The sequence below is a fragment of the Synechococcus sp. R65.1 genome (assembly GCF_047461755.1).
Lineage (GTDB): Bacteria > Cyanobacteriota > Cyanobacteriia > Thermostichales > Thermostichaceae > Thermostichus.
This window is the reverse complement of the sequence record NZ_JANSHU010000005.1, coordinates 34,974-48,356: the sequence shown is the minus strand read 5'-3', so window position 1 is coordinate 48,356 and position 13,383 is coordinate 34,974. Positions and strand designations below refer to the sequence as shown.

Below are 13,383 nucleotides of genomic sequence, written 5' to 3'. Positions count from 1 at the left end.
TTCTCAAGGGGTTTGGATAATCTGCTCCAGCACCCGCCGCTTAGATTTGGGGTCAATGCCCAGCAGGCGCACGTACTCGCCGCGATGTTCCTCTAGGCAGGCCTCCAAGGCTGCTACCACTTGGTCCAATTGCGTGGCTTCAATGGGGCTACAGCTTTGCCAAGAGGAGGTGCGAAAGCGGCGCTTGTCAGCGTGTTCAGTGCCGATGCGGTAGCCCTGGCTAAGTAGTTGCTGGACTTGCGACACCACCTCGCTACTAAGTCGCCTAGGGGTGGAGGGAGGGGAAACTGCAGCCACCGGCGCTCCTTGAGCTGCTGGCGCAGAAGTGGGCGGCTTGCCACTGGGGGTCTGGATGAGGCGCTCATAGACCCGCTTTTTCCCTTTGGGATCGATCCCCAGCAGGCGCACGTAGTGGCCCTGGTGCTCTGCCAGCGCCGCCCTCAGCTCGGCCAACACCTCTGGCCCACGGCTAGCGCGAAGGACCGGCCCGCTCTGCCAAGAGGAAGTTTTGAAGCGGCGCTCGTCGGCATATTCGTAGCCGATGCGGTAGCCCTGGGCCAGTAACCGGTGCACCTCTTCCTGCAGCTCCAAATCCGGGCTGCTGCTGTCCCCTGCCCCAGAAGCAGAAGTCGTGCTTGTCGCCGCGCCCGCCTCCGCCGGACTGCTGCCCACCTGACCTTTGGGGGTCTGAATCACCTTCTCTAGCACCCGCCGCTTGGCTTTGGGATCGATCCCCAACAGGCGCACGTACTCTCCCGCGTGCTCGGCTAGGGCTGCCCGCACAGCCGTTAGGATCTCCTGGACCGAGCCGCTGAAAGTACCCAAGGTCTGCCACGAAGAAGTGCGGTAGCGGCGAGCATCGGCCACTTCCAGGCCAACGCGGTACCCTTGGGCCACCAGGCTTTGGATCTCCTCCTCCAGACGCCATTCCCCCCTGCTGGAGCCTGGCATAGCCACCGAAAGGCGGCCAGAGGATCCCGAGGGGGTTGCGGGACCTTCTGGGGTTTGGATAATCTGCTCCAGCACCCGCCGCTTGGCTTTGGGATCGATCCCCAACAGGCGCACATACTCCCCGCGGTGGGCTGCTAGAAGAGCTTCCAGCGATTGCACCACCTCGGCCTCGTGGGTGCCGAGGATTGGGCCTTCGCTCTGCCAAGAGGAGACGCGGAAGCGGCGGGGATCAGCGTATTCCAGGCCCACCCGGTAGCCTTGGGCCAAGAGGGCGCGCACCTGCTCCACCACCTCTGGACTTAGAAGGGATCCGCTGCCGTTGTGCCCATTGGCAAGAGAGGAGGAAGAACCAGAAGCGCGGGCTTGCATCAGCTCGTTGCGAATAGGAGCAATACAGACGAGGTTCTCGCTGCAGTGGTAGCCCTCCAGCAGGGCTTGGTTAATGCCGATAACGTGCTGAGCAAACTTGGCATCGCTATCTTGGACATCCGGCAGCCGGTCGGCCTCAGCTTGGTTGGTGATGATGGAGCCGGAGCGCACATATTTGCCCGGCGGGATCTCCACATCCTGGATGAGGCAGTGCAACATGATGATGCAGCCATCTCCCACCCGCGCATTGAACACGGTGGAGCGGAAGCCGATGAAGCAGTTGTTGCCTATATAGGCTGGCCCGTGGATCAAGGCCATGTGGGCAATGGAGGTGTTCTTGCCAATCCACACCGAGTAGGGCTGGCCATCTTCCCCAATGACCCGCCCTTGCTCCAGGCCGTGGATCACCACCCCATCCTGGATATTGGAGCCGTCGCCAATGTAGAAGGGGGATCCTTCATCGGCGCGGATGGAAGTTCCAGGGGCGATGAGCACCTGAGCGCCGACGCGCACATCCCCGATGAGATTGGAAAAGGAGTGGACGTAAGCAGAGGGATGAATGGTAGGCTCCGCCAAGCGACGTGACCAGGGCGTTGGCGGCGCAGCGTAGGTTTGAGCAGGCATAACCGTGAGCCTCTAGACCCAATCAAAGAGGAAAGGGAAGGATCCCAGCTAGCGTTGCTCGCGCTTGTTGTAGACGGAGCGACCGTCAATGCTAACGGTGTCAATAATGGCCATCACCACGGCATCCAGAGGGCGGGTTTCGTTTCCCCGCGGTTGGCGAGCCGCGCTACCTTGGCTGACCAGCACCCATTCCTCGGCGCCGGCTCCCACTGGGTCAGCAGCCACAGCATAGTCCGGCTGCGGCCGGCCTTCGAGATCGACATACTGCACCACCAGGAACTTCACGCCCGTCAGGCTGGGATCCTTCTGGGTGCTGGTGACGGTACCCCGTACAATCGCAATACGCATCTAGGGACGCGTGAAGGGACGAATGGCATTGACCCCTTCGCGGAACTGGGCCACATCCTCGGTGTAGCGAATGGGCAACACGTACTCCAGGTTTTCGTGGGGACGAGCAATGATGTGCCAGGAGAGCAGCTGGCCGCCGTTGACCCGCTTCACGGCTTCGATGCCGGCAGCTACCGAGGCCTGCACCTCAGAGACATCGCCCCGCACGATCACGGTGACGCGCCCACTGCTAATTTTCTCGTAGCCCACCAAGGTGACGCGCGCTGCCTTCACCATGGCGTCGGCCGCTTCCACTACCGCTGGGAAACCCAGCGTTTCAATCATTCCAACTGCGATGGCCATAGGGACTCCTTACGCTGAGATGGGTTAACCAGCTTCCGGGCTAGGTGCGAAACTGCTCCACCGCTTCGGTGTAGCGAATGGGCAGCACGTACTCCAGGTTTTCATGCGGCCGAGCAATGATGTGGTGGGAGAGCACCTCGCCACCGCTTACCCGCTTGGCAGATTCCAAACCGGCAGCTACCGAGGCCTGCACCTCGGAGACGTCACCCCGCACGATCACAGTGACACGCCCGCTGCCAATTTTTTCGTAGCCCACCAGCGTGACACGCGCCGCCTTCACCATGGCGTCGGCTGCTTCTACTACTGCTGGAAACCCCCGCGTTTCAATCATTCCAACTGCAATAGGCATATCAACTCTCCACCCCTTTGAACGCCTAGTTCCTAAGCACCGTGAAGTTCAACCTAGCAGCTACTGTCTTGCCGATTGGCTGGCTGCTAGGATCTGGCTACTTCGTTGACCTCAAGTGAAGATCCTTCTGTCTCTGCCTCACCTGGTGATCCCTTCAGGAAAACCAACCCTGACTGACCTAGACGCTTCCTCCCCCCTTTTTGCCCAAGAAAGACCTGCTTAGCAACAGACCTCGGACTAGGTTGGGACGAGCCACTAGGAGTCATCGGGATTTCAAGGGAGCCATCGCGCAGCAAGGCAAAGCTATCAACTCTGAGCTCAACCTATCCCTTGCTGAAATCATACAGAGAATTCGGCTGAGATAGCTCAGAGCGAGGATCCCCAACCTAAGCAGAATGATATCCCCAATCACCCCGAATAAAAATCAATATTCTTAATTGGAGTGATAGCTTTTATTAAGAAAGCACGACTGTTGTTAACTGTTAACAAACAGTTCTTGACACTCCTTCTCCTCAGAGTCACCAGCTTAGCCACTCTTTCCCTGACAGCGCAGCGAAGGGGGCACCTCCAGACTATGCGCTTCCAAGAGGTCGGCTTGGCTTAGCAGCTGCCTGGGGGATCCCTGAGCCCAGACGCGGCCTTGATCCAAAAGGATCACCCAATCGCACACCTCAAGGATCAGCTCCAGATCGTGGGAGGCCAGCAGAAAGGTGTGGTCTACTTGCTGGAAAAAGGCGATTAGCTGCCGTCGCGCCCGCAGATCCAGGTTAGCGGTCGGCTCGTCGTAGAGCACCAACTGGGGCTGCATCGCCAGGATCCCAGCGATGGCAATCAGACGCTTTTCGCCACTGGAGAGGCGGTGGGGTGGGCGATTGGCTAGATGCAGGGTGCCAGTCCTCTGCAGGGCTGACTGTACGGCGGCGATAATCTCCGCTTCAGGCCAACCGAGATTGCGCGGTCCAAAGGCCACATCCTCCGCCACAGAGGCGGCAAACAGTTGGTCATCGGGATCCTGAAACACTAGCCCCACCTCGGGCCGAAATTGGCCAGGTTGCAGCGGCTCCCCAAACAACGTAATCTGCCCAGCGCGGAGGGGCAAGAGACCCGCAAGAGCAAGGAACAGGGTAGTTTTGCCGGCACCATTGGGGCCGATAACCCCCACCCGCTGGCCAACTTCAACTCTGAGATCCACCCCTTGCAGAACCAGTGGGCAACCAGGGTAGGCGACCCACAACTGGCTAACCTCCACCGCTGGCCTTGTCTTCATCAGAAAAAAACGCGGCACGGCAGCCCCAGGATCTAGCCGCCCTCCAACGTAAGACGACTACACTACTATGCAGCAAACTCTGACCCTGGTCTGCAAGCTAGCCCCCCAGCGCAGGCAGCCAAGGCCAGGGACAGAGCTACCTTCACACCTGCGGGATGGAGTTGGCTTTAGCCAAGGGAATAGTCTAGCGTTGCTCCAGATCCTTCTGGCGCCTCTGCATGGCGGCAGGGGTAAGCTGCAAGGTGGGCACGCTGGGGCTGCTTAGATCAATCTGGAGAATTTCCTCGGGCGTACACTCGCAGTAGCGGCCCAGATCCCGCATTTGGTTGAGGATTTGAATTTGCAAGGGCAGGCGGTCAGAAAGCGGCCCCAGATAAGCATTGCCCAGCTCAGTGTGTAGGGTAATCCCTCCGCCGGCGTGCCAATCCACTGCCCTGATTGGAACTTCAGACAGTTGCAGGGCTTCGAGCAGTGGCGCCCATTGCTCGGGTGGGTGGCTCTCCCAGCTCAGCACCTCCAACTCGGGCAAGGACTCAAGGAAACGGTAGGGATCCGGGGGCAGCCAGTTGCCCTCTCGATCCACCCAACCCGTTTGGTCGCCTCGGCGAGCACGGGCAATTAGCTGCCGTTCCTGCACCTGGACAACAACTCCCACTGGCAGCAACCGCCGCCGCACCTGGACGCTCTGGAAAGGGGAAGTCGGGGATCCCAGCAAGGCTTTTTCCAACGCTGCTGGCTGCACCTGCCAGATGTTTATCGGATAGGTCAGAGGCAATTGCCCCCGGATCCAGTCGGGATCCACCCAGTGGTTACCGCTGACCTGAATTTGCTCTGGTCGACGAATTTGCCAGTAGGGCCGCTGCAGGCTTTGCACCAGCAGTAGCAGGAGAGCTGTGGAACTGGCCAAGCGCCAGGATCCCTGCCAAAAACGGCGACGCCGCTCTTGGCGCAGAAGTTGCCGCCGTCGCAAAAGTTGCTCGCGGCTGGGCGGAGCAAGAGATACCACTGCCTCCCTCTTTCTTCCGGCAGGGAGCAACCTAACCGGCAATTTCCTCGACCTGATCAACCCGCAGCCAGATCGGAGGGGTGGGAACAGCTCCAAACTTAATCTGGATGTAGTCTCCCTTAATCTCCACCACTTCTCCAGCCGTGTCAAAGACGTAGTTGGGGATCATGGGATCACTGGCTTGGGCTTCCAAGCTGCCCTGCAGCTTCTCACGGATGGCTCTTACCAGGGTGCCTCGCTTGATTGCCATTGTCTTTCCCTTCGGTGCTGATTGATGGGTTGAATCTGGGCGCTAGTCCACTCGCGGCTAGCCTACTTTTTCCGTAAGCTGCGAGCCATCTCGCGGAACCTATCTAGGTCAGATCCTCCTCCGCGGCGTGAGGCCACTCCGCTGCCGCTGTTGGAGGTGGGGGAGCCCTGTTCGGCAACAGGTTCAGGAGCTTTGCTTTTTTCTTCAGTCAACTTAACCTTGCTCAAGGAAGACACCTCCTCCACCACCTCTATCTTGCTGCCAGAGCCAAAGTCTTTAAAGGTGTGCTTCACAGTTCTAGGAGTGCGCATGTATTCGATGTTGCCAAGGGTCTTGGCCTCATCCGGGTCGAGAAAGAAGGTGTTGTCTTTCTTTTTGGCCGGCTGGGAAACCGTTTCTGATAAGCTTTGGGAAGCTGCTCGACCACGAGAGCCGAAAAAGCGCCTGAAGATGCCTACCATTGTCTTTTTGCCTGCAGTGCAAGGAAAGAGGAGCCAATCTCTAGAGGCTGGGTCAGTTAGCTGCGGTTACGTAAGGTAACGCCTGGCCCACCTCTGAAACCATGTTAAGCTATCTTGGGCTAGTGCGCCTCCTACCTACAGCAAGGATTGCTTACTCAAGCGCTCAAGCTGGGAAGACCTTCCCAGGAAAGAACTTTTAACCCAATGGCCCCTTGAGGACAGCCAGCCCACTCTAGAGCCCTAGGGATCTCAGCGGCTGGTCCGTATGCTGCCAAAAAAACCGTTTTGGCTTTCTTCTAGAGATAGGCCTTAACTCTCGAAATCAGTTAAACAGCATTCGATCCAACTCAATCTGACAAAAGCTATCACTATTCAGTCCGTTGTTGAGGAAGTCCTACGAATCCGCCAATTTACCTCAAATAGCCTGCTGCGCAAGCGGCACTTTAGCATTGCTTTCCTGAACGAGGTTAGGCTTCGGGAAATTGCCCACCTCTGGCCCTAAAAACCTACAATACCAGTCTAGGTATAGGTGGTGGGTATCTAGGGGAGGCGGCGGATCCCTCTCAAGCCAAAGAGCTGCTACAAAGCCGCTGGGAAGAACCTTCACCTCTGCACCTAGTAGTGCATCTCCAGCTTGAGGAGTCTGCCTAAGCTTAGGGCAGTGCTAATGGGGCAGGTCCAGATTTTGCCAGAAGCCTCTTGGAAGCTGGCCATGAACGCAGGGGCAATCTGAGGCATGGCCGCCCTACACGTGACATACTCCCAGCGCTGAGTAGGTAGGTGCAGCGTGGGCCTCTCGCTTTAGCGGGGAGCTTTCGCAAGAGCCGTCAGCGAGCAGACCCGGGATGTCCCACCGCGTAGTTTAACTGATTCTGGCAAAGCTGTTTGCTGTAGCTGCCCTCATGATACAGCCTGTGAGGGTATAGGCCCTATGCTTAAAAAGCTCTACGCTTTTTAAAGATGCTTTCCATGCTTAAAGATGCCTAAAGTTGGGTTAAGATAGAGCTGTCACTCCTCCTGCATGACCAGGCACGCTTCACAGCTTGGAAAGCGGTGGCCAAGCAGCAGAAGAGTAAGTGCTGTTACGTTTTGAGAGGGATCCATGTTGTTTGTTTTTAACCTGGCAAAGCGTCTACAGCTTGTTCTCCTCACCCTTGTGCTCGGGATGGCTGCAGGGGCGTTTTTGTCCAACCCTGCTGCTGCTGAAACCTACACGGTCAAAATGGGCTCCGATAAGGCCCAGCTCATTTACGATCCCCCTGTCCTCACCATCCAGCAAGGGGATACTGTTCGGTGGGTCAACAACAAGGTCTATCCCCACAACATTGTTTTCGACAAAGTACCCGGTGGCGATGCGGCCCTGGCAGCCAAGCTCTCCCACAAGGCCCTGCTCACTGCTCCCAGCCAAGTGGTCGAGACGGCCTTTGTCGATGTCCCACCGGGCGAGTACACCTACTACTGCACGCCCCATCGGGGAGCCGGAATGGTTGGCAAGATCATTGTCAAGGGGTAAATCGAACTGTAGGCTAGCAACCCCGACTTCGGCCTGCTGGGGCGGAGCCCTACCCGTAGTAGTATAGAAAAAAAGCTAGCCCTCTCAAGGATGAGGGGGCTTTTTTGCGAAGAGAAGTCTAGCCGGCTTGCTCTTAGGCTGGACAGGCCCTAGCCCCTAACTGTAGTCTCCAGACGGGTTCCCCATGACCACCCCTGTCAAAAGCTACCTGCTCCTAGCGGTTTCCTGCGTCAGCGCCATTGCCGCTGTGGGCTCAATCTTCGAGTTGGCTTCTGGTGAGCCGGACTTTGGCGTTGGCCCCACTAGCATCATCTTGATCGTGGCCGCTCCCCTAGCCGTTTGGCTGTTCCAAGGAGCAGTTGAGGCGGCGCGGGCTGCCAACGCCGGCAAGAGGGGCAAGAAGAGAAAATGAGCAGGTAGAGGTGGGACTCAGCAGGTTTGTTGCAAAGAAACCCGTGATTCTATCTCAGTTTCTGCCGGCTGATGAAACTCAGGCAGCAGCTCTCGTTTTTGCACCGTTCCAAGGGCTGCTTCCAGCTCCGCAGTCGCTAGCGTACAACTGGAGCCGTTGCCGTTTAGCACGGTCTCCGTTACCTGCCCATTTTTGTCGATCCGATACTCGATCTTGACGTACTCGGGCATCTGCCTGCTCAACAACCCTTTTCCTCCTCCCCATTGTATTGGCTCCATGGCCTCAGTGCGTCCCCCCTTGCAAGCTGCCAAAAGAGATCCCGGCATCCGCCGCGATCTGAGATTGGGTGTGGGGGCGCTGCTGGGCGTGGTCCTCATCGGCACTCTCTGGTACCACGGGGTGGAGCAGTGGCCGTGGGTGGAAGCCTTTTACATGAGCGTCATCACCCTAACCACTGTAGGCTTTATGGAGGTGAGGTCGCTTGGGGATCGGGGACGCTTGTTCACAGCGGCCTTGATCCTGATGGGGGTCTTGAGCATCGGGTTTATGGTGAATCGCTTTACGGAGGCCCTCATCCAAGGGCATTTTCAGGAAGAGATCCGGCGGCGGAAGTGGAAGAGACAAATGGAAGCGCTGAACAACCACTACATCGTTTGCGGTTTTGGGCGTATTGGGCGGCAGGTGGCCCAAGAGTTTCAGGCAGAGGGGGTGCCGTTTTTGGTGATCGATCAATCTGCCGAAGCTATTCAGGTGGCGCAAGAGCTGGGATACATCGCTCTCCAGGGAGACAGCACCCTCGATGCCACCTTGCTGGCGGCGCGGGTGCAGCGGGCCGAGGGGCTGATCGCCGCACTCTCCACCGATGCCGAGAACCTCTATGTGGTGCTGTCGGCCCGCACCCTGAACCCTCGCATCCGCACCGTTGCCCGCGCCAACACGGAAGAGGCTTTGCAAAAGCTGCAGCGGGCAGGTGTCACCCACGCTATTTCCCCCTTCATTACGGGCGGAAAGCGGATGGCAGCAGCTGCCTTGCGCCCCCGCGTGGTGGACTTTGTGGATGGGATCCTGTCCGGTCGGGATCGTACCTTTTACCTAGAGGAGTACGAGCTGGTGGCTCAAGAATGCCCCTATGTTGGCCAAACCTTGGGGGCAGCCAATTTGCGAGCCCGATCTGGCGCTTTGGTGGTGGCGATTCGGCGAGCCGATGGCCAGCTTATTGGCGGACCCACCAGCGACACCTTGCTGCAGCCAGGGGATCTGCTGCTGTGTATGGGCACGGCCGAGCAGTTGCGCCGCCTGGGTCAGTTGCTCTATCCCCGCCCCTAGGTGGAGCCGGCTAAATACGCCTGAGGATGCTGGAACCGTGGGAATCGGTGCCACAGGTTTTCAAGAGTCCGTAGGTCTGGGCCAACTCCTCCCCAATCGCCGTCTCTTCTGGGCTGGGAGCCCAAGGTTCCGGATTCTTGTAAGCGTAGTAGACTTCGAGACCGTCAATTCCTAGAGCTGCTGCTGCCGGGACGAGGACTTCTGCAGGCAGCCAGTAGCGAAAGGGATGGGCCAATACCGCCAACCCTCCTGCTGCTTGAATGGCCCCAATGGCCTCAGCAGCACCTAGGCCGGGCACTTGCTCGCCTTGGATGTAAGGCTCCAAAACAGGGTCAGCAGGATCAAACCCGTAGCCAAGAATATGCACCTCGCAGCCCAGCAAGTTGGCTGTAATCTCGATCCCCGGCCACAGGATGGGATCATCGGGGCGATCCAGGTGGGCGCGGGCCTGTTGGTAGCCCTTCAGGGTGTGGTGATCGGTGATGGCCAGCCCCTGGAGGCCATGCCGGCGCGCCTGCTCCGCCAGTTCCACCGGATCCATTTGCCCATCCGAACAGCGGGTGTGCAGGTGAAAGTTGTACTGCCAGGGACAAGAAAGGGGGCCGATCCCTTGCAGCACTCGCCGCAACTCTGCTGCCGAAGCAGTTTGACAGGGATCCCGTTGCAAACTAATCAGCATGACAGCCCTTGAGTCTCAACCAGGCATCTCTCCAGAGAAGTAAACTTTGGAGTTTTATCTTTTGTTAAGCAGGTTCACCCATTCTAGCCAGGGCAAGGGAGGGTCGCTAGGTGTCAAGAGCTACAGAATGGGCCAGGGATCCCTAGGGGTTGGCCAAGATCTCTTCGGCCGCTTTGAGAGCTGCTCCAGGAGAGAAGTCGCTGTAACCCAGGGTGTGCAGGGTCGATTCCAGAGCAGCCAGGGTTGTGAGAATGTCGCGCTCGCTCACGAAGCCCAGGTGGCCGATGCGGAAGATCTTGCCCTTGAGGTGATCTTGGCCCGCAGCAAGGGCAATGTCGAAGTGTTTCTTCAGGGTGCTGCGGAGGGTGTCGGCGTTGATCCCTTCCGGAGCCAGCACGGCTGTTACCGAGGGGCTGGCTGCTGACTCGGGGTTGACCAAAAGCTTCAGCCCCAGGGCCTTGACACCGGCGCGGGTGGCCTGGGCCAAGCGGGCATGGCGGCGGTAGATGGCCTCCAATCCTTCGGCCCGCATTAGGCGCAGGGTAACCTGTAGGGCGTAGAACAGGTTCACTGCCGGCGTAAAGGGAGTGGTGCCTTGGCGCAGGGCTTTTTGGGCAAGCTTAAAGCTCCAGTAGTACTTGGGAAAGCGAGAGCGCTCGGCAGCAGCCATGGCCCGCGGGCTAACAGCTACAAACCCCAGCCCTGGCGGGATCATGTAGCCCTTCTGTGATCCAGAGGCCACCACATCCAAGCCCCACTCGTCCATGGGCACCGGCATGGCTCCCAAACTGGTGACGGCATCCACAATTACCAAGGCTTCCCCATGCTCGCGGGCGGCAGCCGCAATGGCCTGCACATCGTTGGCCACGCCGCTAGAGGTTTCTGAATGGGTGAGGATGACCGCCTTGATGGTCTTCTCCCGGTCAGCAGCCAGCTTCTCCTGGAAGACTTCGACGGGATAGGGCACGCCCCAGGGGGTTTCTATCCGCTCGCACTGCAGGCCAAATTGCTCCGACATCTCGGCCCAGCGCTCGCCAAACTTGCCGTTGACCCCTACCAAGACGCGATCCCCAGGGCTGAGGGTGTTGAGGATCCCGGCTTCCATCGCCCCGGTACCGCTGGAGGCAAAGACAAACACATCCGAAGTAGTCTGGTGCAGCCAGCGCAGCCCATCCGTCACCTCTTCCAAAATGGCGGTGAACTCTTTGCTGCGGTGCTCGATGGGCCCCCGCGCCATGGCCAGCAGCGCACTCTCGGGAACGGGAGTGGGGCCCGGGATCATCAACATTAACTTGTCTTTCATGCGTGTCCCGCTGGGGATGTCAGCTTCAAGAGGTGGCGGCCAGATTCGAACTGGCGCATAGAGGTTTTGCAGACCTCTGCCTTACCACTTGGCTACGCCACCCTACTGCTCATAGATTATCGTAATCCGAAAAGGGGATCCCTCTTCCACTTGCCGTCGTCAATGGTAGCAGCTCTCGGTTCGGCCATACTTATTTTCGCCGGCAACTGCCCGAAAACGTTGCCAAACCAAAAGGCGGCTCGAGCTTCCCCGGTGGCTGCAGTTGAATCCTCGGCATCTCAGGGTGTTTTAAGTTTTGCCCAAGGGGTAGCCGCGGGGGGTGATTAGCCACCTGCCGTAGCGAAAGGTCTGCGAGTTGCCGATCAAGACCAGGGTGAACATGTCCACCGCCTCGGGATCTACCTCCCCCAGCGTGGTGAGGTGGAGGGTCTCGCCGGGGCGGTAGAGGTTGCGGGCCACTGCCACCGGGGTACGGGCAGAGCGGGCTCGGCGAAAGATCTGCAGCGCCTTGAGAAAGGGATCCAAGCGCTGCCGCGAGCGAGGGTTATACAGAGCTACCACAAAGTCAGTCCGGGCAGCCGCCTGCAGGCGTTGCTCGATAGTCGGCCAGGGAGTGAGCTGGTCCGAGAGGGAAATGGCGCAAAAGTCCTGCATCAGGGGTGCCCCTAGCCGGGCAGCAGCAGCCTGAAGCGCAGAGATCCCCGGCAGCACCTCCACAGAGGGGCGGATCCCATCCCAGCCGGCACGGGCCAGGCACTCCAGCACCAGTCCAGCCATGCCGTAGATCCCCGCATCTCCCGAAGAGATCACCGCCACCTGCAGCCCCTGCTGGGCCAGGGCAATGGCTCGCTGCGCTCGCTGCACCTCCTGCGTGATGGGAAAGGCTTCGCAAATCTGGCCGGGGCGCAGGAGGGGCGCCACCAAGTCCAGGTAGAGCTGGTAGCCGATTACCGCGTCGGCTTGGGCCAAAGCCAGCCGGGCAGCCAGCGTCAATTGGGCGGGATCCCCAGGGCCGGTGCCAATCAGCCACAGGTGCCCGGCGCGAGGCGAATACTCTCGGGCAGCGCAGGCAATGGCTAGGGTACAAGCTCCCTCGCTTTCGGAGGCAAAGACCTGCTTGGGGCAGAGGAGAGTAGCTCTCCCTGGGGCTGGATCGCTATCCCCTGAGCAGCGCTGGGCCGCCAAAAGGGCAGCCGCCTCCGCTACCGAAGGGGTGCCCACCGCCTGTTGCACCGCCTCCGAAGGGTGGGGAACCGGGATCACCGCCAGGGCCTCGGCCGAGAAAAACTGAATGGGCCAGCCGTAGGCTTGGGCCAGCTCCACAAGTCCCGCCTCATCCCGTTTCAGCTCTAGGGTCGCCAAGCCGGCAATGGCCTCGAAAGCCAGCCCCTGGCTCTGCAACAGGCGCCGCAGGGATCCCTCCAGCCAGGCGCGGCCAGTGCCCCGCTCGCAGCCCACCCCCACCCACAGCACCCGCGGATGCCAGTGAACAGTGGGGATCTGGTTCTTGTCCAAAGAAGTTGAATACTCGCTGATCCGGATCTGGGCCACCGCCTGGCTAGGAGCAGTGCTCAAGAGAGGGTGATCTGCCGGCCAAGCCCGCCGCCAGAGCTGCGTGCCACAGGTTTGCTCAACAGCCACTGGCTCTCCTCGCGCCAAAGCAGCAGCCACCTCGTTCCAATCGCCAGCGCCCCGCCGCCAACCGTAGGGATCCCCCAGCAAATCCACAGGCGGGATCCCCAGACCCTCCGAGGCGGAGGTGAGGACGGGCTCGGCTCCCAAAGCAGCCGCCACCCGCCGCGCCAAGGCATCGGCTCCCCCCACATGTCCGCCACAGAGGCTGACGGCCCAGCGGCCAGCTTCGTCCACTACCACCACCGCCGGATCCCGGTATTTGTCCCGCAAGAGGGGAGCAATGAGCCGCACCACTGACCCAACGGGCAAGACAAAGATACAGCCCTGCACCTGCGGCCAGCTCTGGGCCACTGCTGCCGCTAGGGATCCGGGTAGGGGATCCCCGTAAGCTTGCCAGGGCGGAGGCAGGGGCTCTCCTTGGGAGTTGGCCTTGCTCCAGCAGAGCCACTCCTCCGGCAGCAGCGACAGCAAAGGCTGGGCCAACTGGCGACCGCGGGGAGTAGGGGCAAACAGGGCAAGCTTCATCACCTGGGAGGGGAGAGTCCTAT

General features: G+C 59.6%; 15 protein-coding genes and 1 tRNA gene. 3 read left to right on the top strand and 13 right to left on the bottom strand.

Annotated elements, in window-relative coordinates; translation table 11 throughout:
- Positions 1–3 precede the first annotated feature (3 nt).
- From NW814_RS03755 to NW814_RS03720, 8 genes are all read right to left on the bottom strand, one after another.
- Positions 4–1,944, bottom strand: a complete 1,941-nt coding sequence (locus tag NW814_RS03755; RefSeq protein ID WP_414405258.1) for a ribulose bisphosphate carboxylase small subunit — start codon at positions 1,942–1,944, stop codon at positions 4–6.
- A 48-nt stretch (positions 1,945–1,992) separates the two neighbouring features.
- On the bottom strand, positions 1,993–2,292 hold the full coding sequence (locus NW814_RS03750; protein ID WP_414394949.1) for a EutN/CcmL family microcompartment protein: 300 nt from the start codon (positions 2,290–2,292) through the stop codon (positions 1,993–1,995).
- Positions 2,293–2,634 (bottom strand): carbon dioxide-concentrating mechanism protein CcmK, encoded by a 342-nt coding sequence (locus tag NW814_RS03745; protein ID WP_414361188.1) that lies wholly within the window; start codon positions 2,632–2,634, stop codon positions 2,293–2,295. It lies immediately after the preceding gene.
- Positions 2,635–2,674: 40 nt separating this feature from the next.
- The gene (locus NW814_RS03740; RefSeq protein WP_414361187.1) at positions 2,675–2,983 is read right to left on the bottom strand and encodes a carbon dioxide-concentrating mechanism protein CcmK; all 309 of its coding nucleotides are present in this window, start codon (positions 2,981–2,983) and stop codon (positions 2,675–2,677) included.
- A gap of 526 nt (positions 2,984–3,509) precedes the next feature.
- Positions 3,510–4,268 carry an energy-coupling factor ABC transporter ATP-binding protein gene (locus tag NW814_RS03735; protein ID WP_414405257.1) on the bottom strand — a complete coding sequence of 253 codons (759 nt, stop codon included), beginning with the start codon at positions 4,266–4,268 and terminating at the stop codon, positions 3,510–3,512.
- A 166-nt stretch (positions 4,269–4,434) separates the two neighbouring features.
- Positions 4,435–5,256 carry a cell division protein FtsQ/DivIB gene (locus tag NW814_RS03730; protein ID WP_414405256.1) on the bottom strand — a complete coding sequence of 274 codons (822 nt, stop codon included), beginning with the start codon at positions 5,254–5,256 and terminating at the stop codon, positions 4,435–4,437.
- 31 nt (positions 5,257–5,287) lie between these two features.
- Positions 5,288–5,506 carry an NAD(P)H-quinone oxidoreductase subunit O gene (gene ndhO / locus NW814_RS03725; RefSeq protein ID WP_414394954.1) on the bottom strand — a complete coding sequence of 73 codons (219 nt, stop codon included), beginning with the start codon at positions 5,504–5,506 and terminating at the stop codon, positions 5,288–5,290.
- Positions 5,507–5,568: 62 nt separating this feature from the next.
- A complete protein-coding gene (locus tag NW814_RS03720; RefSeq protein WP_414405255.1) occupies positions 5,569–5,967 on the bottom strand; it encodes a hypothetical protein in 399 nt (132 codons plus the stop codon).
- Between the two features lie 1,102 nt (positions 5,968–7,069).
- On the opposite strand from NW814_RS03720, the gene petE reads away from it, so the two are divergent.
- Positions 7,070–7,480, top strand: a complete 411-nt coding sequence (gene petE, locus NW814_RS03715; RefSeq protein WP_414394956.1) for a plastocyanin — start codon at positions 7,070–7,072, stop codon at positions 7,478–7,480.
- A 184-nt stretch (positions 7,481–7,664) separates the two neighbouring features.
- Entirely contained in the window at positions 7,665–7,892 is a 228-nt protein-coding gene (locus NW814_RS03710) for a hypothetical protein (RefSeq protein WP_414405254.1), read from the top strand.
- 17 nt (positions 7,893–7,909) lie between these two features.
- Here the strand turns inward: NW814_RS03710 and NW814_RS03705 are convergent, their stop codons facing one another.
- Entirely contained in the window at positions 7,910–8,134 is a 225-nt protein-coding gene (locus tag NW814_RS03705) for a DUF2997 domain-containing protein (RefSeq protein WP_414405253.1), read from the bottom strand.
- A 34-nt stretch (positions 8,135–8,168) separates the two neighbouring features.
- Here NW814_RS03705 and NW814_RS03700 point away from each other — a divergent pair, with 34 nt between their 5' ends.
- Positions 8,169–9,218 (top strand): potassium channel family protein, encoded by a 1,050-nt coding sequence (locus tag NW814_RS03700; RefSeq protein WP_414405252.1) that lies wholly within the window; start codon positions 8,169–8,171, stop codon positions 9,216–9,218.
- Positions 9,219–9,228: 10 nt separating this feature from the next.
- Here the strand turns inward: NW814_RS03700 and NW814_RS03695 are convergent, their stop codons facing one another.
- The 4 genes from NW814_RS03695 to cobJ form a co-directional block, all read right to left on the bottom strand.
- The gene (locus NW814_RS03695; protein ID WP_414405251.1) at positions 9,229–9,897 is read right to left on the bottom strand and encodes a PHP domain-containing protein; all 669 of its coding nucleotides are present in this window, start codon (positions 9,895–9,897) and stop codon (positions 9,229–9,231) included.
- Positions 9,898–10,039: 142 nt separating this feature from the next.
- Positions 10,040–11,200, bottom strand: coding sequence for a pyridoxal-phosphate-dependent aminotransferase family protein (locus NW814_RS03690; protein ID WP_414405250.1), 1,161 nt, complete (start codon positions 11,198–11,200; stop codon positions 10,040–10,042).
- A gap of 30 nt (positions 11,201–11,230) precedes the next feature.
- Positions 11,231–11,302: transfer RNA gene (locus tag NW814_RS03685), tRNA-Cys, on the bottom strand.
- Between the two features lie 186 nt (positions 11,303–11,488).
- On the bottom strand, positions 11,489–13,360 hold the full coding sequence (gene cobJ / locus NW814_RS03680; protein ID WP_414405307.1) for a precorrin-3B C(17)-methyltransferase: 1,872 nt from the start codon (positions 13,358–13,360) through the stop codon (positions 11,489–11,491).
- Positions 13,361–13,383: the final 23 nt, after the last annotated feature.